We start from the raw sequence: 22,101 nt of genomic DNA, 5'->3' as shown, positions 1-22,101 counted from the left end.
GTTTAGGTAGTTTAGCAGTGATCTAGCGAACGAATGCCTGGGCTAGTCCTCCATCTACATTGAGCACATTACCAGTGCTTTTCTTCAACAATCCGCCGACCAGTACAAAAACAGCGTTAGCAATATCTTCCGGTTTAATTGTTTCGTTCAGCAAAGTACGCTTGGCATAAAAAGCAGGCAATTCATCTACACTTACTCCGTAAGCTTTTGCCCTTCCTTCTGCCCAGCCGTTGGCCCAGATGTTGCTCCCTTCTATCACCGCATCAGGGTTCACTACGTTCACACGCACTTTATCTTTGCCTAACTCTGCCGCCAGCAACCTGGACATATGCAGCTGAGCTGCCTTAGCAGAGCCGTAAGCTACATTATTTGGCCCGGATACCAAAGCGTTTTTACTTACAATGTTAATAATATCCCCTCCCATACCTTGTTTACGCATGATATTGACGCCTTCCTGACTGGCTTTGAACTGTCCTTTTACCATCACATTATGTTGGATATCCCAGTCCTGATCAGTAGTAGTTTCTAAAGGTTTGGAGATAGACAAGCCCGCATTGTTAATCAGTATGTCAACGCCTCCGAAATGAAGAGCTGCCTCATTGTAAGCTTTAGCAATGTCTTCAGCATTGGTAACATTCATGGGTACTGAAGAAACTGCATCTTTGCCGTATTTGGCTTCAAACTCTTTACGACTTTCTTCCAGGCGCTCAGCATTCATATCGGAGAGCACTACGCAGGCTCCATGCTGCATAAAAATATCAGCTACTGCCTTACCGATTCCACCGCCACTACCCGTAATTAGGGCAATCTTGCGGGACAGGGCTTTTTCAGGAGGCATACGCTTTAGCTTATCTTCTTCTAACTGCCAGTATTCAATGTTAAAGGCTTCCTGAGTAGGCAATGAAGTGTACTCCGAAACGGCCTCAGAGCCGCGCATCACATTAATTGCATTGACATAAAACTCACTGGCAACACGGGCAGTCTGCTTGTTTTTGGCATATGTAAACATGCCCACACCCGGCCACAGAATAACGACGGGATTAGGGTCACGCATAGCAGGGCTGTCAGGATGCTTGCACTGCTCATAGTATTCGGCATACTCTTTACGATACTGCTCAAATGCATCATCCATATGCTTCTTCATGGCTACCTGATCACTTAGATCCGTATCGGCAGGGAGAAAGTCCAATACCAAAGGTTTGATCTTGGTACGGAGGAAGTGGTCGGGACAACTGGTTCCCATAGGAGCCAGCTTGCTAAGGTCATTGCTGTTAATGTACTCTAATACCTTATCGTCATCAGTGAAGTGCCCAATCATGGCCGCGTGGGTAGAACAGTAGCCTCTGAGCAAAGGAGCCAACTGCGCTGCCTGCGACTTGCGTTTCTCTGGTGGTAATGATTCTACCTTAGCGCCCCCAAATACGGGTCTTTCTTTGCCATAATTTTCTTCCAGAAAACGTGAAGCTTTCTCTATGGTCTCTAGACTGTTCATGTAGCACTCATAGGCGTCGTCAGCCCAGGTAAACAGGCCGTGGCTTCCTAACATAATTCCTTTGATTCCGGGATTCTCTTTCAGGCATTTCTCCAGTTGTAAACCCAGGTCAAATCCGGGACGCTGCCAGTCTACCCAGCCCAGCTGGCCTTCAAACAGCTCTTCGGTAATCTTCTTTCCGTCTTTGGCTGCCGCAATTGCGATGATGGCATCAGGATGCAGGTGGTCTATATGCTTAAAGGGAAGAAAAGCATGCAGTGGGGTATCAATGCTGGGTGCTTTTGAATCCAAATCGTAGAGGCAGTGGTAGAAGAAGCCCACCATCTCATCTTCGTACTCCAAACCACGATAGCGGTTCTTAAGGGCATGCAGCCTGTCCACATATAAACCTGCCAGCCCACTACGCTTCAGCGAGCCTATATCGCCCCCTGAACCTTTGATCCACATTACTTCGGTATCTTCTCCGCTTAGCGGATCTTTTTCTATCGTTTTACAACTGGTGTTGCCTCCACCATAATTGGTGATACGCAGATCTGCCCCCAGCATATTGGAGCGATAGAGCAAGAGTGCTACCTCATCTCCTTTTAGCTCGCGGGCTTTATCATGATCCCAGAGATACTGTACATGTTTGAAAGAGCTTACTTCCTTTTCCATTACTTTATTTGGTTAAGTGCTGGTTATTAATTCAAGATTATGTATAAAATAAAGGTACGAATCTGCTCACTGTTAACCATACTGTACCTACCTGTTATGATCATTCTTAGTTTGTCAGTTCGTTGTTCAGGGCGTATTATTCAAATTACACTTCAATACTTTAGTATAAAATGTTATCCCCGTGCTGGCCTTTTTCGGGCAGTTCGCTTTTCTCCAGCCTATCCCTCAGGTCAATTTCAATGGTTCGGCACAGGGCAGCCGTAGCCCCCATATTAGTTACCTGCTACCAGTTGGTATTGATGAAGCTGTTCTAATGGTACAGGAGGAATTAACTTAAACTTATCAAACAAATGATCGGGATTACTCTCTCTGTTCCAGTGGCGGTGCATCACCAGGGCCGCTCCCAGGGCAGAAGCACCAGCCAGATCAGCCACGTAAATAGCTATGTCTTTATTGTAACTGGCCAAAAGCTGGAGAAAAAGCTGGTTCTTACAGAAGCCGCCCGACACAAATATTTTTTCTGGCTGTGTTTCTCCTTTTGCTAACTTTAATGAGTTTATCTGTATGCTCACAAGATCCAGCATCAGTTGGTGATAGGCTTCCTCAAAGTTTTTGAAGAGAGAAAGGTCATTTTCCGGTCCGGTATATTCAGGCATAGGGCCAGTACCCTGCATCGTCTGAGGATAAAACTTCCTGATCTCAGTATGATTACTTCCTAATAAGCCAAGCAGCGTTTCCTTATCCAACTTGATATGGTGGTGGTAGTCCGCGTCTTTCTGAAAGTGATCAGCGATCCTTTGTAGCTGGTACTCATGCTCTTTACCCAAAAACGCACGAGATGCTTTGACGGGTGCACCTCGAAAATCCATGAAGTTCAGACAATCTTTTTTGAGTTCTTCTTTGGTTAGCGGGTCCTGGTTGAATGGGTTAAGTGTTATATTCCAGGTGCCGGTAGAGATCAGCATGAAAGGATCACGAAAGCCCTGAAGATAAGGCACTAATGCTGCTGAGCTATCATGAATTCCCACCCCGCATTTGATTGTCCTTAGCTTGCTGCGCAACATCTTATAGCTATAGGTTGAAACTATAGGGGGGAAGAGTGAGGTCAGTTTTTCTTCATACACCCAATCATGGCTACGGTCATTTCTGAAGTCCCACAATCCGGTATGACAGCCTATGCTGGTGATTTCAGAAAATGGCTTCTTATGGAGTAGGTAAGCAAAAAATTGAGGCAGGTGGAGGGTGCGCTTAATGTTGGCAAATAAGTCGGGCTTCTTATACTTGAGCCAATACAATTGTAATCCGGAGTTGAGCATGCCCAGGACGGGAGAAGCAGTCTGCATACTAAATTCCTCGCGACCTCCATACGTACTATAAAACTGATCTGCCAGATCATCGGGAAAAGGCTTCATGTAATTGTAGAGATGTGTAGCAGGGAAGCCTTTATCATCCAGATGTACCAGGCTGGCACCATAAGCGGAAACATTAACAGCCTGTATATCCAGATCATCTCGCTTTTTGATGTCCTTAAAGCTCTTTTTTACCCATTGACTTACCCTTGTCAGATCCTCCGCGGGATAGCCATCATCATCCGTAATCTCTTTAAATTTGCGACTTTCTTCATGGATGATCTGGTACTGTCGGTCAAAAAGAATAAGCTTCTTATTCGTCTTGCCAATGTCGTAAACAGCAATTACAGATTCTGACATAAGGCTTTATAATTTTAGGTTGTTGCACGCTTGCCCTCAGGACAAAGCTTAGTAGTGTTAATTTTGGAAACTGAAGACCGGAGGTTGTAGTCCACCCCTTATGGCTTCACCCCTCTGTTGTCTTCTATTTACAAGCCAGTGGCCACGGTCTCTCTACCTCTGCTTTCAATAAGTTGCGCTCGTACTTTCAGTTCTCTGAAGAGCCTTATCGGATACAATGCCGCATCTTTTCTGAGGCGTGCCTCAGCAAGCAACGGACGCACATCTGTACGGTAGGCATCCTGGATGATCTCCTGACAAAGCGCCACATCATTAGCATCACGAGCCTGCTCAAGCGCTTCTTTGTCTACCAGCAGCGCCTGCGCATAAGCAATCAGGATGGCTTCTACTGACTGTAGCAGATCTTCCAGCGGGTCTTTTACATTATGACTTGCATCTATCATCCAGGCAAAATCATGCTGCTCCATGCCTTCGGCCAGTTCCAGGAAAATCAGGTATAGTTGATAAGGTTTGATGCTGCCTACTGTCAGGTCATCATCCCCATATTTGGAATCGTTAAAATGGAAGCCTCCCAGCTTACCTTCCATCATCAGACGGCTCACAATCTGCTCAATATTGGTGTTGGGAAGGTGGTGGCCAAGATCAACCAGTGAATAAGCCTTGGAACCTAATTTGGAAGCCAGTAGCAATGAGCTTCCCCAATCCTGAATGACCGTACTATAAAAGTTGGGCTCATAAGGCTTATACTCTACAAATAGCTTCCAGTCATCGGGAAGGGCCGCGTAAATCTGCTGCAGGGAATCCAGCGTGCGCTCAAAAGCTTTGCGGAAATTCTGCTGCCCAGGAAAGTTACTCCCATCAGCCAGCCATACTGTCATGGATTTTGAGCCTAGAGCTTCTCCGTGTTCAATCACCTCAATATTGTGCTTCACTGCCTGCTTTCTCACCTGCATTTCACTATGCGCCAGGGAACCAAATTTGTATGAATGCTCCTGCTGCTTCTGGTCCTGAAAGGTATTGGAGTTAACTGCGTCAAACTTGATATTCAGCTCATCCGCCAGGCTTTTAATCGCCTGATAATTTTCGGGAATATCCCAGGGAATATGCAGAGACACTGCCCCACTATTTGCGTTTAGTGCATGCAGCAAACCTATATCCTCAAGTTTTTCCTCCAGGCTACGAGGCTCCCCGCCCCCGGCAAATCTGCCAAAGCGTGTGCCGCCAGTACCTAATGCCCAGCTGGGAATAGCGATTTGCAAAGCGGCAAGCTTCTGGATTATGCTTTCTAATAGCTGAGGGGCTTCTTTACTCGCTTGCAGGGCACTCAATTTTTTATGATGTGCGTCGTGCTCCTGTTTATTAAATTGCCGGATCGTCTGTGTGTGAATGCGCATACAAAAATTTGATTCTTAAAGCCCGATATTTAGATAAACACAGGTGAAACTCCATCCTGCACTTTCCTGAAACAGACTTATAAAAAGCATAAAAAAGCTTTTATTTAGCGTAAATAGCGTAATTAAATTGACAAATTTATTTGAAATTTTAAAATTTTGATAATGCTAATTCGTGCAATTTTTTTTCGGAAAACTTAGAAACACTTGGTGAATTAATGTATAAAGCAGAGAAAGTAAGCAGTCTCATCAGGTGCACGACAATGCAAAAGTGTATTGAAAATATACTTCTTTCGAGCCTTAATACTTCTCTTTACTTCAAATGGTAGCCTTATAAATAAAGCAAAAACTATAATCTACCTTCGTCGCCTATCAAGGTCAAATGGCTTATCTTGTAAGCCTTCAGACCAAGTTCAGCCCCTTGCCTCTTTCAAAAAAATGAAGCAGATTTCCTGCTGCCTCATAGGTCATTTCAGTACGTGACTCTATGGTTTCTGTACCAATATGAGGCACAAGCACTACATTTTCCATCATCAGCAATTCTTCCGGAACCTTAGGCTCATGTTCAAAAACATCCAGTGCCGCGCCCGCGATCTTGCCTTCTTTGAGGTAACCGATCAGGGCAGTCTCATCTACTACTGCGCCACGCGCCGTATTGATCAGAAAAGCACTGTCCTTCATGATACTCAATTGATGTGGGCCGATCAAATGCCGGGTAGCATCTGTAAGTGGCGTATGTAAAGAGACAATATCTGACTTTTGCAGAAGTTCGTCAAGAGAAGTGTAGGTAGCGCCACTTTCCTGCTCAAATTTATTAAATATGGGGCGGCGATTATGATAGAGTACTTTCATACGGGCTGCCAGGGCTCTACGTGCCAGTGCTCTTCCGATCTTGCCCAAGCCTACAATGCCCAGGGTTTTGCCGTAAAGGCTATGGCCTATATGAGGTCGCATCATCCCCCACAGGAAATCAGGGTCATTGCGCAAACGACGGTCACATTCGTTGATTCTTCGCAACAATGCATGTATAAGTCCAAAAGCGAGTTCAGCAGTAGCCTCGGTTACAGCAGTTGGCGTATTGGTCACTACTATTCCTTTTTCCTTGGCATATGCTATGTCTATCTTATCTACACCGGCCCCGTAGTTGGCGATGATGCCAAGCTTACTGCCTTTGTCAATAAGTTCACGATCTACCTTCAGACTGGCAGCTAGCAGGGCATCGCAATCGCCTATTTGCTGCATCAGTTCTTCCCGGCTAAACCTAAGATCTTTGGGAGTGATTAGCTCATGTTTTTCACGAAGAACCTGCAAGCCTGCTTCCGGTAGACGATACGAAACGAGAATTTTAGCCATAAAAATGGGTGTTATGCTTACTAAAAATTTGGAAAGCTCAATATAGGGGATAAAGGGCAAATATGCAGATCAGTAGTGAAAAAGAGCACTATTTCAAGTGCTTACCTGATAAGCGGATCATATCGCGCTGTACAATCTCGATGAAGGGTAGCGCGCAGCACTACTGTTCACATACCGCGCTCATGCGCTTGATTTTTTCTATACGTTCACTGATAATCAGCTGCTTCAATCATTGAAGCATATCCCGATAGACCTGCGTTGGAGTCAGCGGTACCACTCGTATAAGCTGAAATACGATCAAATTTTCTTCCCTTGAAAATTGAGCGCATATATTTTCTCACATCTGTTTTACTGCTCTAAGATTGTTGGTACCATCCACAGACTGACCATGGTCAATGCCGCCTCGGTTATTCGTCATACAGTTTTCGAAAAAATGGAGGCTGGCAGACTTTGCCGACCAGGCTGAAAATTTGCGGTTTTATAGCTCCACCTGTCTTACATTGCGGTACCCTGACTGCCTTCAACCTTATTAAATAAAAATTATAGTGCAGGTGTTTGTCAATAAATTGGCGAAAGCCCATAGGTAATGCTTATGTTAAATTCAGATTGATGCATTGCTTAGGAGTCAAACAGAGCCTTCAGATTTTCAAAGCCCTAAAAAATGCAAACGCATTCGGATAAGTTGATGATTTATCCTTAACCTCAGCATTTTATTAACACATTATTTATAGCCGGATAAAAAGCTGTTTGACGAGGGTGGTCTTTCTGTTTAGGAATCAATCGTGATATTTGCTAATATTGTAAGAAGAGGGCTTTTTACTTGTACATCAATTATCACTTTTTATAAAACGTTAATTTTTATGTGAGTACTTGATAACACTAATTAGGTACCATTATTTAAGTTTTGTAAAGCTCTTCCGCTACCATTTTGTTGTTTCCACTTATATAATTATGTCCGACCGAGACCAGTTATACCCTTATGCCAATGGGCAGCATTATCATGGCAAGTCTGCCCGTGAAGTGTTTCAGGATATCTATGAGCAAAATACCTGGAATATAAGCACTCAGGAATCTGTTTCAGGTGAAGGCTCTACTACTGAGCAAACACAGGCGCTAAAAAAGGATTTGCCCAGGCTACTCAGGCAATTCAATGTACACAGCATGCTGGATTTACCCTGTGGGGATTTCCACTGGATGCAGGAACTGAAACTGGAAGGAATTCACTATACAGGGGCTGATATTGTCTCTGAACTCGTTCAAAAAAATCAAAGGCTTTATGGGTGCAATCACAGGGAGTTTACACTCATGGATCTGATCAATGACCCATTGCCTCAGGTTGATCTTATTTTTTGCCGCGACTGCCTGGTACATTTCTCCCACCAAGATGTGAGCTCAGCATTGACAAATATAAAAGCAAGCGGTTCTACCTACCTGATGATGACCCATTTCCCCCTTGAGGATCACAATAAAGACATAATAACCGGAGGCTGGCGTCCCGCTAATTTTTGTCTGCCCCCCTTTAACCTTCCACTGCCTCTGGAGTTACTCAATGAGCAATGTAGTGAGATGGAAGGCGCTTTTCATGATAAGAGCATGGCCGTATGGAAAATTGAAGACATTTAAAAAAGGCTGTATGCACCTAACTATGCTGCTATCTTGAAAAAAGCATATTTACAATACACAATAAGTGGAAAGGGTTTCTCAAAAAAATCTAAAAAAAGCGTCTGATCAGATATCCAAATTGAAAATAAAGCGTTTTAAATATTAAGTTGTGTACTTAAAGTGCTTGTATCTTCAAGGATACGAGAAGTAAAATGGATGAGTATCGTTGGTTGTAGTAATATAATCTTACCTAAATCGTAAATCTCACACTTTATTAAAAGGCATAATAATAGACATCAAAGGCAATTTTTTGTATATTCCATCATGCCTTAAAAAGCTAGGTCCCAATTATTTAGTAGTTATGAGTCGCTTACTGTAATAATACCTGAAGGTTTTTGAAAGTATACTACAATATCTAAATAAACAATTTCTCTGTTCCTTCCGGTAATACGTATTGCATAAGACAAATACAAAGCAGTATCAACAACCCTCAGGGTTCACCCTAAAATATGTATGCCATGAAGTTACTTACATTAATCACCATATTTTTTCTTATGACCAGTTTCATTGGTGTTCCTCTCAATGGAGATCAAAGTGAACTGGATTGGTATAAAAACGGCGATAAAGCTTATGCTTATGACTTTATCACACAGAATATTGAGAAAAAGCAAGTATTGCATTTACGTTCCAATCAGGAAAGTGTGAAAGGGTGGGGAACGATTATGAAAAACATTTCTTCAAAGCCTTTCAAGGGTAGAAAGGTTAAATTTACCGCTTCTGTCAAAACAGAAGATATCAAGGGCTGGGTGGGGCTTTGGATGAGAGTTGCTGATTCACAAACCAATGAGATTTATGCCTACGAAAATATGATTCGCCACGCCATCAAAAACACGCAGGACTGGAAAGATTACTCCATCACCTTAGAAGTAGACCCGGATAGTGATATTATTTCTTACGGTATCCTGCTGAATGAGGCCGGTAAGGTATGGATGAAGGATACAAAAATTGAAGTTTTCACTGGCGTAGCTCCTGCTATCAAGGTGAATAAAACCCGCTAAATATTATCCTGTGGACTCTTTTGCATTTACAAATCAGGCACATGCTTTAGCTCATGTGTCTTTTTTACTTTACATGCATAGGGATAAGCCAATTGAAGCCATAAATGCGCTTTAACAACAACTTAACCTCTCTTTCCCTCATGAGTCATATTAATTCTTTAAGTTTGCAGTAAAAAAAGCATGCTTAGAGGCTTTATTATCTTATTCTCTTCTTTCCTGATAAGCTCATATTTACCGGTCTACGGCTGGGGCCAGTTAGGTCATCGTACTATTGGACAAATCGCTGAATGGCATCTAAACAAACGCGCTGCAAAGAAAATCAATCAGATTCTTGGACCCAACTCGCTGGCGATGGTCAGTACCTGGATGGATGAAATCCGTTCTGATGATGCCTACGACTATACCTATACCTGGCACTGGGTAACCATACCCAACAGACAAAAATATGATAAAAGCATACAAGAGCCTGAAGGCGATGCTTATGCAGTAGTTAGGCAAATCATTAGTGGGTTGAAAAGCGATACTATTTCTACCCAGACAGAAGAAGAATACCTCAAAATGCTGGTACACCTGGTGGGAGACCTCCACCAACCTTTACATGTAGGCACAGGTGAGGACAAAGGAGGGAATGATGTCAGAGTTGAGTGGATGGGTGAGCCTTCTAACCTGCATAGGGTGTGGGACAGTGACATGATCAATAGCAGACAACTCAGCTACACTGAGCTGGCCCAGCACCTCAATCGCCGAGCAACTGAAAGACTGGTAAAGCAATGGCAGTCAACCTCCCCTGAACAGTGGCTGTATGAGGCGATGGACTTACGCCCAACTGTCTATGACTTGCCTGAGCATAAACATTTGGGTTACGAATACTCATATGTCAATTACCCCATTGTAGAAGAGCAATTATTACAAGCAGGCATAAGGTTAGCAGGCATCCTTAATGAAATTTACGGTTAGCATCCTTATGCCCCTGAAGGCTGGTGGTCGTCAGGTATTTATAACTACTGTATATTTCAGGTAAAAATTTTGCTTATTTTCAGTATTTCTCTAAATTTCCCGGTTAAAGGAATCTATTTATCAGTAGACTCACTTCCTTTAAATACTAGTATTAAGGGCTGTAGCTAGCCAAAATAGCTATAAGTACACGGAATAACAGAGACAAACCCTGACTTTATGAATGAAGGAGAATGCTAACTGAAAAGGAAAGTAAAGCCGTTTTGCTTACTTAAGCATTATTTACCAGATTGAAATATTACGTAGGGAATTTCTTGCATTACCCAAAGTCTGTGAGTTATGAAACAAATACTGCAACCTGCACCTTTCCATCTTTTCTATGTATTGTGCCTGGCATGTTTAGGCTTAACTTCACTGAACAAGGTTTTAGCACAGAAATCACCCCTGTTTGAGCTTTTATCTTCTTCCAAGTCAGGCATTAATTTTAAGAATCAGTTGAAAGAAGATGAGAAGCACAATATTCTCACTTACGAGTATTTTTACAATGGGGGAGGAGTAGCTATTGGAGATGTTAACAATGACGGGCTTGAGGACATTTTCTTTACTGCCAATATGGGCAAAAACGCCCTCTTTCTGAATCAGGGTGACCTCAAATTCAAAGACATCAGCAAAGCAGCCAAGGTAGAAGGGAAAAAAGACGCGTGGAGCACCGGCGTTACCATGGTGGATATCAATGAGGATGGCTTACTGGACATATATGTATGCTACTCCGGCTGGCAGGATGAGAAAGCAAGGCGAAATGAATTGTACCTCAATCAGGGCGGAGAGGAGTTTGTAGAAAAAGCGGCTGAATATGGTCTGGATGACCCTTCCAACAGTACGCAGGCTGCCTTTTTTGACTTTGACAAAGATGGCGACCTGGATATGTATCTGCTAAACCATAATACTACCGTTATTTATGAAGTGGAGTACAATAATGTCCGCGATACCCGTCATCCGCTGGCCGGAGATAAACTGTACGAAAATGTGAACGGGCATTTTGTAGATATTAGTGAGAAAGCCGGCATCAAAGGCAGCCCGCTGGGTTTTGGACTGGGCGTTGCTATAGCCGACGTTAATGGAGATGGCTGGCAGGATATCTACATATCCAATGATTATATAGAGCCTGATTACCTTTACATCAATCAGCAGGACGGCACCTTTAAAGATCAAATGACAGAATATTTTCAGCATATCTCCTACTTCTCTATGGGGTCGGATATTGTGGACATGAACAATGACGGTGAGCCTGACATCTATACGCTGGATATGCTCCCTGAAGATAATGAACGGCAGAAGTTACTGTATGGCCCGGATAATTATGAGCATTACGCTCTGATGGTGATGAACGGCTTCTATCATCAGAATATGCGGAATATGCTGCACGTAAATAATGCCAATGGTACTTTCAGCGAAGTAGGACAACTGGCGGGCGTATCCAATACGGACTGGAGCTGGTCCTCACTCTTTGCTGATTTTGATAACGATAGCTGGAAAGACCTTTTCATCACCAATGGCTACTATCGCGACTACACCAATCGTGATTTTCTGAAATACAAAGGGGACTATTTCTTCCAGAAGGCAGTCAATGAAGAAAAAGCGGATACTTTTCAGTTGGTCACCAGCATGACTTCCACGCCGGTGCACAATTATATCTTCAAAAATGATGGGGAACTAAATTTTACTGACAAAAGTGAACCCTGGGGCTTTGAGGATAAGACGTTTTCTAATGGTGCCGCTTACGGTGACCTGGACAATGACGGTGATCTGGAATTGGTCGTTAACAATCTGAATGAGCGTGCTTTTTTGCACAAGAATCTCAGCAGGGAGCAGCATCCCGATCATCATTATCTGAGCTTGTTACTTAAAGGGAATAAGTTTACCGCTTTGGGTGCAAAGCTGAAAATATACACGAAGAACGGGATTCAGTTTTTTGAAAATATGCCTACCCGGGGGTTTCAGTCTTCTATGAGTTCCCGTATCCATATTGGCCTGGGTAGCACAGAGCAAGTAGATTCTATTCAGGTGCAATGGCTTTCTGGTAGCAGCCAAACGCTCAGAAACGTGAAAGTTGACCAACTGCTAACCATTGATGAGAAAGATAGTCAAAAGCCGGTTATGACATCCACTCAAACAGCTAGCTGTGTGTTTCAGAAGGTGCCCACACTGCTACCTTACCAGCATCAGGAATACGCATACAATGATTTTAAGCGTCAGCCGCTTCTCATGAATATGCTAACCACCTGCGGTCCTTCTATGACCATGGCAGATGTCAATCAGGATAATCTACCGGATATCTTTGTAGGAGGCGCTAAAGGAAGTTTTGGCAAAATCTATACGCTCACCTCTGAGGGACAGTACCAAGAAACTGAGCAGGATTTTAGTAGCATAGATATGCTCAATACCGATGCTGATGCCGTGTTTTTTGATGCCGATGGTGATGGCGACCAGGACCTATACGTAGCCAGCGGAGGGTATCAGGATTTTAATCCGCAGGACCTGGTACTTCAGGATATTCTTTACTTAAATGACGGACAAGGCAAGTTTGAAGTCTCAGAAGGTACACTGCCGCCTATGCTAGTCAGTAAATCATGTGTAGCACCCGCTGATTATGATCAGGATGGAGATGTGGACCTGTTTGTAGGGGGAAGAGTCATTCCCGGGCAGTACCCCATGACACCCCAGAGCTTCCTGCTGGAGAATGAAGGTGTGGATAAAGACGGGAAGCCGCGCTTTAGCGATGTGATGAAGGACAAAATACCCGGGCTTGCCAAGGCAGGCATGCTCACCGATGCAAGCTGGACAGACCTCAATGGTGATGAGCGTCAGGACCTGATCGTAGTGGGAGAGTACATGCCTATCAAAATTTTTATCAACCGTGGAGAAAAAGGCTTTGAAGATGCCACTGAACAATATTTTGAAAGACCTATTTCAGGACTATGGAACAAGCTGACGCTGGCGGACTTTGACAATGATGGAGATCAGGATATTGTAGCGGCAAACTTTGGTTTGAACTCGCAACTCAAGGTAAGTTATGAAGAACCATTGCGCATGGTTTATCATGATTTTGATGGTAATGGTTCAGTAGATCCTATTCTAACTTATTACATTCAGGGAAAACCGTATCCTTTTGCCAGCCGGGGCGAGCTGCTGGACCAAATCTATAGCATGCGCCAAAAGTATACTACTTATGCCGACTATGCCGATGCTCAGCTGGAAGACATTTTCTCGGAAAAAGAGCTGCAAGAGGCCAGGGTACTTACTGCCGAGACTTTAGAAACCATGTATCTGGAAAATAAAGATGGCAAATTCATTCCGCTTAAACTTCCTAAAGAGGCGCAGTTTGCTCCTGTATACGCCATCGCTACGCTGGACTATAATAATGATGGTAATCTGGACTTAATTCTGGCAGGCAACCAGAGTGCGATCAGAATCCGCATGGGCGTGATGGATGCCAACTACGGACAGCTCTTTGAGGGGGATGGAAAAGGAAACTTTACTTATGTTCCTCAGACAAAATCAGGCCTTGATCTGAAAGGGGATGTAAAGTCCTTTGAAAGTATCAGAATTAAAGATGAAACTTATCTGTTGATAGGTATTAACAATAGTGGAATAGAATCCTACAAATTGACTCAGCCATGAGAATTGTGAGCTTAAGTTTTATCCTCAGTTTCTTGTTTACCTCAGCTGCTGCCATTACCCCCCCAGATGAGGAAATGCGCAAAGCACAGATCAAGGATTTTACTGACCAAGTATTTGAGATTTCCTCAGTTATGCTCCATGATGTGGTCAACCCACCAGCTGCCAGTCGGTTTTATGCCTACGCCATGCTGGCGGCTTATCAGGTGGTAGAAGCCAATAATGAAGTCCTTCCCAGGCTCAGCAGCAAGTTTAAAGCATCACCAAATTTCACTACTGTACCTACTCCCAAATCGCTGGACAAGGTGTTTGCAGCCACTTATGCCATGCTGGAGTTAGGCAAGAAAATTCTTCCTTCCGGCTACATGCTACAGGAAAAGCAAGACGCTTATATTGATACCTACCAAAAAAAATACAAGCTTTCCAACAAGGCTTCGGCAGCAAATGTAAGTTACGCTGAAGCTATCGCCCAGCAGGTACTGACTTACGCTAAAACCGACGGTTACGGCAAGTTAAGTACTTATACACGTTATACACCGGCACAAAAAGAAGGAAGCTGGTATCCTACTCCGCCAGCGTATATTGAAGCCATTGAGCCCAACTGGATGCATATACGCACTTTTTTTATGGACTCGGCCAACCAGTTTATGCCTCCTCCTCCGGCTCCTTTCAGCCTGGACAGTACGAGCAGCTTTTATAAGCAGACCATGGAGGTGTATGAAACGGTGAAAAGCCTTGATGAAGAAAAAGAAGAGATAGCCAACTTCTGGGATTGCAATCCCTTTGCCGTAAAATTTACTGGACATATGGCTATAGGGCTGAAGAAAATTACGCCCGGAGGGCACTGGATAAGCATTGCAGGTATTGCCTGTGAAAATGCTGATATATCTTTTGACAAAGCAGTCTTGACGCATACGCTGCTAGCGCTTACCTTGCATGATGCTTTTATCAGTTGCTGGCATGAGAAATACCGCAGTGACCGCATTCGTCCCGAGACTGTGATCAACCGCTATATTGACCAGCGCTGGAGGCCTATTCTGCAAACCCCTCCTTTCCCGGAATATACCAGCGGGCACAGTGTAGCCTCAGCTTCAGCGGCAGTCATTCTTACTGCACTACTAGGAGACAATTTCTCCTTTGATGATGATTCCGAAGTTTACTTTGGCTTACCAGTCAGATCATTTACTTCTTTCTACCAGGCAGCAGAGGAAGCTGCTATTTCAAGACTCTATGGAGGTATTCACTTTCGCGATGCGATAGAAGATGGTGTAGTGGAAGGCAAGGCTATTGGGCATTTTGCCCTGAGTAAGCTCTCAATTTCTCCGGAGGAAGTCTCAGGCAGGTAGTGTTTTGTATACCCACACCGTTATCGCCTAAGAGTATGCCATTCTTAAGAAGTAACTGGTGTTGCGTAACTTTCCTGCCTTAAGCTTTTATGCAGAATACTGTCCGCAAAACTGTATTTTATACCCGCTACTGAAAATTTCTTCATTTACATATTAATTAAAGGAAATTTAATTGCTTTTCATTACCTAAAAAGTCTCTATAAACTTAAAAAAAGATGTTTTTTTTAACTAAAACACTTAACTCTTCATACTATTTTCTCAATACTTTTTAGGGTTTTTACCCCTATTTATTAGCACCCTGAATATCATCTCTAAATTATTTGAGAATATCATAATTATGCCTAAATTAATTAAGTATTTGCTATTAATATCTACCTAAAACCATTCAATTTATGAGAATCACAAACAACTCTTTTCTCTCAACCATGCTATTGCATACAACAACCAAACTCTACCTCAAATGAAAAAACAATTACTCATTTTAACACTTATGGTTGCCAGCGTCACTTATGCGATGGCGCAAAGGCAGGTCTCAGGAACTGTGACCGGTACCGATGATAGTGATCCATTACCAGGAGTCAATGTACTGGTCAAAGGCACTACTACTGGTACTGTGACAGACATTGACGGAAATTACAATATTAGTGTGCCCGGAGATGATGCGATTCTCACATTTTCTTCTATTGGGTATGCCCTCCAGGAGGTTGAAGTAGGAAGCAGATCTACTATCAACGTGAGCCTGGCCCCTGACGTCCAGGAGCTAAGTGAAGTTGTAGTAACAGCCCTGGGTATGGAGCGTAGCGCAAAGGCGCTTTCTTATTCAGTAGGACAAGTAGATGGAGAAAGCTTCCAGGAAGCACGAGAACTTAATATTGCAAACTCCCTCGCTGGTAAAGTAGCCGGGGTTAATGTCAGCAATATTGCCTCCGGCCCGGCCGGTTCCAGCCGTGTAGTTATCCGTGGTAATGTCTCACTGACGGGTAATAACCAACCTCTTTATGTGGTAGACGGGATTCCGATAGACAATTCAGGATTTGGACAGGCAGGCATGTGGGGAGGTTCTGATGAAGGTGATGGAACATCCAGTATTAACCCGGATGACATTGCTGAAATGACTGTTTTGAAAGGAGCGAACGCAGCCGCATTATATGGATCAAGAGCCTCCAACGGTGTTATTCTGATCACCACGAAAAGCGGAAAAGCCAGAAAAGGTATTGGCATTGATTTTAATTCCAACTTTGTCTTCGAGGATATTTTCAACCTGTTAGACCTGCAAAAAGAATACGGACAGGGCAACCAGGGACGTGCCCCGGTAGACGCATCAGAGGCTTTCAATGTGGGCACAAGCGTATGGGGAGGCCGTTTGGACGGAAGGCCTGTAGCACAGTTTGATGGTGTGGAACGGCCTTATGCTTATGCGGGAGATAATTATGATCGCTTTTACCGGACCGGAACCACCTGGACAAATAGCATAGGTTTTTCCGGAGGCAATGAGACACAAACTTTCCGTTTGAACTTCTCTAACCTGCAAAATAAAAGCATCATTCCAAATTCTGGATACGACCGTAACAACCTAAGCTTATCATATAATGGAAATTATGCTGATAAGCTTACCGTTACTTCTAAGGTTATGTATTCCAACGAGAATGCACAAAACCGCCCGCGCATTTCTGACTCACCGGGTAATGCTCCTCAGGGATTATTGAGACTCCCTCCTAACTATAACGTCAACGATTTGAAAGGAGATCCAGACAAGCTAGGTGCAGTACCTGAGGGATTTGTGCCCGGAGATGGTAAAGCCCCCGGTGAGGAATTACAAATATCTAATGACCTTTGGAACCAGAACCCCTGGTGGGCGGCGCATCAGTTTGAGAATGACGATGTCAGGGACAGGATCATCACTTCTAATGTAGCTCGTTATGACATTACAGATTTTCTTTATGTGCAGGGGCGCTTCGGGATGGACTGGTATACCCGGAGAGAAACTGATATCACTCCTTATGGAACCGGCTATCAGCGCCGGGGGAGCATGAATGAAAGAGAAGAACGTATACGTGAAACCAATCTGGAAGGGATGATTGGCTTTGATGATAACTTTGGAGATATTTCTGTTAATGCCTTCATAGGAGGAAACCGTATGCGACGTTCTTACGAAGCACTGGCTTTGAACGGAAGTAATTTTAATATTCCATTCTTCAATACTTTTACCAATCTGGAAAACCAGAATCCTGGCTATGGATTCAGCGAAAAAGGGATTAACTCAGTATTTGGGTCAGCTACCATCGGTTATAAGGATTTAATTTACATAACAGGAACCGCACGACAGGACTGGTTCTCTACGCTCAATCCTGAAACTAACGATATTTTATACCCATCTATCGGAGGTAGCTTTGTCTTCACAGAGCTTTTTAACATGTCCAGCAACAGCTTTCTTTCTTATGGTAAGCTGCGTAGTTCGTGGGCACAGGTGGGAGGAGATACCGACCCCTACCGCTTAGACCTGACCTATAGTTTGGGACAAGGTCACCTGGGCTTACCTACTGCCTCTATCTCACAAAGTAATATTCCTAACCGCTTCCTGGTACCCCTGACTTCTACTGAGTTTGAAATTGGTGCGGACTTCCGCTTCTTCAATAACCGGCTCGGTGTTGACTTTACCTATTATCGTCAGGAAACTACTGATGACATCCTGAATGCTACCATTTCCGAAGCTTCAGGCTTCTCAGGAACAACCATTAACGTAGGAAAAATGCAAAACAGAGGAGTTGAGCTCTTGCTAACAGGTACACCTATACAGCAAAGTGATTTCAACTGGGATGTCACATTTAACTTCTCTCTGAATAACAATGAAGTAATTGAGCTTTCTGATGGCATTACCAGTATACAGGTTGGTGAGCCTCGTACCAGGGTAGCATTCATCAATCAGATTGTGGGTGAACAATTCAGTACGATCACTGGCTTTACCCAGAAGATGATCAATGGACAGCCGGTATTTGATCCGGATAGTGGTCAGCCGGTACGCTCAGACGAAACTTCTATTCTTGGCAACGGTGTACATAATTATGTGGGAGGTCTGACCAACAGCTTCAATTGGAAAGGAATATACATGGACTTTCTGATTGACTTCAAGGCTGGAGGGGATATTTACTCAGGAACTAACGCACGCTTTGTAGGAGCAGGTCAGCATAAGATGACAGTAGAACCCACCAGTGGACTTGGCTTTGTTTCAGAAGGCCGCGAGTCGCTTACTGTTACCGGAGTAGATCAGGATGGAGAAGCCTTCTCCAAAACGCTGGATGCCACAGAAATTCCTGGCTTCTGGGGGGCGTACAGTTCGCTATCAGATCGTTTCATCTATGATGCGTCTTTCATTAAATTCCGCCAGCTAAGCCTGGGCTATACATTGCCCAGTAGCTTGTTAAAAAACACACCTATAAACAGGGCAAGTATTTCCTTCGTAGGAAGAAACCTTTTCATTCTGTATTCCAATCTGGAAAACGTTGACCCTGAGTCTAACTACAGCAATGATAACGCACAGGGTTTTGACTACTTTGGTGTGCCTCAAACCCGTTCTTATGGATTTAATTTAAAGGTGAGCTTTTAAAAAAAACAGATAACAATGAAATACATAAATATATTTTCATGCATCATCATCATCTGTATGCTGCCACTGGCGAGCTGCGATAACGATGAACTGGTGGAACTAAATATTAACCCCACCGCTGCTAATGAACTGGACTGGAAGTTCATGTTGACCCAGGGGCAGGTGCAAGCTGCCGAAAACCGATATATCAATGGCAGGGTGCATCTGAACCTTGCATCCGGTCTTATCCAGCAGATGGCAACCCTACAAGTGGGCGGAGAGAGAGGAAGCGGTGATAAATACATGCGCCACCTTGACAGTTTCAATGGTTTTATGTCTTACGTTTATGAAAACGCCCTGAAAACTTTAGGAGAGGTTATTCGCCAGACTGGGCCAGAAGGCACAAACCCCAACTGGACAAACCTGCACCATATGGCCCAGATCATGTATATTATTCCTATGCATATCATGACCGATTTGCATGGTAATGTGCCCTACACCGAAGCCAACAAAGGGGTTGAGGGCATATTCTTTCCTAAATATGATTCACAGGAAACCATCTACAAGGATATGCTGGCTAAGCTTGAGGTTGCCGCCGCTACCATAGGCACCGGTTCGGATGAGGTAGGCGCTGCTGATGTTGTATACGGAGGAGACTTTACCAAGTGGAAAAAGCTCGCTAATTCGCTGATGTTACGTTTAGCCATGCGTATTTCTAATGTAGATCCCGGTACTGCTCAAACTTATGTGCAGAAAGCCATTTCCGGAGGTGTGATGGAGAGCAATGAGGACATGGCGTGGATACAGATGGCATCCGGCCCCAGCCAGTGGTTCAACCAAAATGGTATTTCCCGTGCCATGATCCCTGATGACTGGGGAGCTAACAATATGCTTAGCAAAACTCTGATTGACTTTCTTAAAGGTCGTAATGATCCTCGCCTGATGATCTATAGCGGAGGAATCGGTATCTGGGGTGGTCCTTACAATACAGACCCCGCCGCGCAAAAAGGCATGCCTAATGGTTATGATACGGAAACCATCAAGGAGTACGAAGGCACCACTGAAGAAATAGACAGGGAGCTTACCTACTCTCGCCTTAATCCAATGATGCTGGATGTAGATGACCCCTTTATCTTTATGACTTATGCAGAGGTAGAATTCCTATTAGCCGAGGCCGCACTCAAAGGTTGGCACAGTGGTGATGCTACCTCTCACTACAATGCCGGTGTCAAAGGCTCAATGCAGCAGTGGGATATTTTTGATCCTTCACTGACCGTGAGCGATGCGGAAGTAGAAGCCTATCTGGCGGCTAACCCTTTTGATGGTTCAGAGAAAATGATCGGTGAGCAACACTGGGCAGCAAACTTTATGCAATGGTATGAGGCCTATAGTAACTGGAGAAGAACGGGTTACCCGGAACTAAGTCCGGTAAATTATCCTGGTAATGTTTCAGGCGGGCAGATATTCAGAAGAATTGAATACTATTCTCAGGAAGTGGCCAATAACCCTAACCTTCAGGAAGGGGGTACACTTCCCAACGATGTGATGACCCGTGTATGGTGGGACGTTCAGTAAAAAGATAATTTGATAAAATCATGATAGCGGGCCTGATCTTACAGGTCCGCTATTTTTTATTCAGTAACCAATTGATCCGTGCCTTAAAACCTGCTTATGCTTTTTTTTCAAGATTATACTCATTACATTTTAAGGCATTTTGAAAAACGAGAAACCTGATACCCAAGTGCTTAGGAGCGTTGTACACATTCACTACTTAATTATCCTGTTAGGAATTATTGGGTGTAGCAGAAAGAAGACTGAAGTAGCCTGGCAGCAATCTTTTTATCAGATTGGGTCCCAGTCTTCACCCAAAGCAGCCGACCTGAATGCTGATGGGATACTGGATATCGTAATAGGCGCTGGAAAAGAAGAATTAGCTCCCACAGAGCAAGGTATACTTGCCCTAAATGGTAAGAATGGTGACTTACTTTGGCAACAGGCGGCTGATGCCAGTATCGTAGGCTCAGCAGTATTCTACGACATCAATGGTGATGGCGTCAAGGATGTTTTTATAGGAGGAAGAAACCATAGCCTGAAAGCCCTGGATGGTAAGAGTGGCGATTTAATTTGGGAATACAGCTATCACCACGAAAATGATCCGGTATTGCAGTATGCACGTTTCAACTTTTACAACAGCGTTCTTGTACCAGATCAGAATCATGATGGCTTCCAGGATTTACTTACTGTAAACGGCGGTAATTGGAATGCTCTGCCCAATGATACCAGCGAACGCCATCCTGCTGTGCTGATGCTATTTGACTCCCGAAACGGAAAAATTATCGCGGCAGATACCATGCCTGATAGCCATGAATCTTATATGTCTCCGCTCTGCTTTGCGCATGCAGGAAATGAAAATATACAGCTCATATTCGGTACGGGTGGCGAAACTATGGGAGGCAGCTTGTATCTTGCTACGCTTGATGATCTGATAAAAGGGCAACTCTACAAAGCCAAAGCTATTGCCACCGAAGAACAGCATGGATTTATCGCTCCCCCTGTATTGACAGACATCACAGAGGATGGCTATACTGATATCATAGCAATCTCTCACGCTGGCACAGCCTCTGCGATAGATGGAAAATCCTTAGAGCCAATATGGGAAACAAAATTTAGCCAGATGGAGTCAAGCAATAGTTTTGCTGTGGGCTATTTTAATGAGGACAATATTCCGGATTTCTTTACCATGCTGAGTAAGGGTAAATGGCCGGATTATTCAACAGCCTCACAGGTACTTCTTGATGGCAGAGACGGTGTAATTATCTACCAGAACAATATTGGTTGTTTCAATTTATCTACCCCTGTAGCTTACGATATAGATAATGATGGGTATGACGAAGCTATTCTCAGCGTCAATGATTACGACTGTGATATTGAGCTTACAGAAGACATTCGTTCACCAAAAAGTATAAGAATGCGGCTAATCGCACTTGACTTCCAGGATAGAAAAGAACATATCATAGACCAGGCTCCAAGTTTTAAGAACATTTACTCTACACCCTGGCTGGGCGACCTGGACATGGATGGATTCCTCGATATCGTCTATACTCAATACTTCAACCCAAATGACCTTTTCCGCTTTATGGGAATGAGTGTAAAGCGCATCAGTACAGGAATCAGAATGCAAGGCTCACCGCGCTGGGGTGAATACATGGGAACCCAGAGTAAGAGCCAGTTTCCAACAAAAAAACAATATAGCCTAATCGAGTAAAAAAGAACCTCCTAGC

Annotated in this window: 12 protein-coding genes; 8 read left to right on the top strand and 4 right to left on the bottom strand. The window is 43.8% G+C overall.

The window, feature by feature from the left end:
• Positions 1–22: 22 nt before the first annotated feature.
• The 4 genes from OKW21_RS31030 to OKW21_RS31015 all read right to left on the bottom strand — a co-directional run bounded on the left by OKW21_RS31030 (position 23) and on the right by OKW21_RS31015 (position 6,599).
• Positions 23–2,146 (bottom strand): bifunctional aldolase/short-chain dehydrogenase, encoded by a 2,124-nt coding sequence (locus tag OKW21_RS31030; RefSeq protein ID WP_277487387.1) that lies wholly within the window; start codon positions 2,144–2,146, stop codon positions 23–25.
• A 272-nt stretch (positions 2,147–2,418) separates the two neighbouring features.
• On the bottom strand, positions 2,419–3,855 hold the full coding sequence (locus OKW21_RS31025; protein WP_277487386.1) for an FGGY-family carbohydrate kinase: 1,437 nt from the start codon (positions 3,853–3,855) through the stop codon (positions 2,419–2,421).
• Between the two features lie 128 nt (positions 3,856–3,983).
• Positions 3,984–5,249: a sugar isomerase gene (locus OKW21_RS31020; RefSeq protein ID WP_277487385.1), complete on the bottom strand. Its 1,266-nt coding sequence runs from the start codon at positions 5,247–5,249 to the stop codon at positions 3,984–3,986.
• 399 nt (positions 5,250–5,648) lie between these two features.
• A complete protein-coding gene (locus tag OKW21_RS31015) occupies positions 5,649–6,599 on the bottom strand; it encodes an NAD(P)-dependent oxidoreductase (protein ID WP_277487384.1) in 951 nt (316 codons plus the stop codon).
• A gap of 951 nt (positions 6,600–7,550) precedes the next feature.
• Between OKW21_RS31015 and OKW21_RS31010 the strand changes: the two genes are divergently transcribed.
• The 8 genes from OKW21_RS31010 to OKW21_RS30975 all read left to right on the top strand — a co-directional run bounded on the left by OKW21_RS31010 (position 7,551) and on the right by OKW21_RS30975 (position 22,085).
• On the top strand, positions 7,551–8,222 hold the full coding sequence (locus OKW21_RS31010; protein WP_277487383.1) for a class I SAM-dependent methyltransferase: 672 nt from the start codon (positions 7,551–7,553) through the stop codon (positions 8,220–8,222).
• Positions 8,223–8,719: 497 nt separating this feature from the next.
• Positions 8,720–9,259, top strand: coding sequence for a hypothetical protein (locus tag OKW21_RS31005; protein WP_277487382.1), 540 nt, complete (start codon positions 8,720–8,722; stop codon positions 9,257–9,259).
• A 180-nt stretch (positions 9,260–9,439) separates the two neighbouring features.
• On the top strand, positions 9,440–10,216 hold the full coding sequence (locus OKW21_RS31000) for a S1/P1 nuclease (protein ID WP_277487381.1): 777 nt from the start codon (positions 9,440–9,442) through the stop codon (positions 10,214–10,216).
• 336 nt (positions 10,217–10,552) lie between these two features.
• Positions 10,553–13,894 (top strand): VCBS repeat-containing protein, encoded by a 3,342-nt coding sequence (locus tag OKW21_RS30995; protein ID WP_277487380.1) that lies wholly within the window; start codon positions 10,553–10,555, stop codon positions 13,892–13,894.
• Positions 13,891–15,237: a vanadium-dependent haloperoxidase gene (locus OKW21_RS30990; protein WP_277487378.1), complete on the top strand. Its 1,347-nt coding sequence runs from the start codon at positions 13,891–13,893 to the stop codon at positions 15,235–15,237. The genes OKW21_RS30995 and OKW21_RS30990 overlap by 4 nt, the downstream gene beginning before the upstream one ends.
• A 460-nt stretch (positions 15,238–15,697) precedes the next feature.
• Positions 15,698–18,841, top strand: coding sequence for a SusC/RagA family TonB-linked outer membrane protein (locus tag OKW21_RS30985; protein ID WP_277487375.1), 3,144 nt, complete (start codon positions 15,698–15,700; stop codon positions 18,839–18,841).
• Positions 18,842–18,856: 15 nt separating this feature from the next.
• Positions 18,857–20,395, top strand: coding sequence for a SusD/RagB family nutrient-binding outer membrane lipoprotein (locus tag OKW21_RS30980; protein WP_277487371.1), 1,539 nt, complete (start codon positions 18,857–18,859; stop codon positions 20,393–20,395).
• Positions 20,396–20,534: 139 nt separating this feature from the next.
• Positions 20,535–22,085 (top strand): PQQ-binding-like beta-propeller repeat protein, encoded by a 1,551-nt coding sequence (locus tag OKW21_RS30975; protein ID WP_277487369.1) that lies wholly within the window; start codon positions 20,535–20,537, stop codon positions 22,083–22,085.
• Positions 22,086–22,101: the final 16 nt, after the last annotated feature.

It is taken from the genome of Catalinimonas alkaloidigena, assembly GCF_029504655.1.
Taxonomy (GTDB): Bacteria; Bacteroidota; Bacteroidia; order Cytophagales; family Cyclobacteriaceae; genus Catalinimonas; species Catalinimonas alkaloidigena.
The sequence above is the reverse complement of the archived record's forward strand: the minus strand, read 5'-3'. Positions and strand labels throughout refer to the sequence as shown.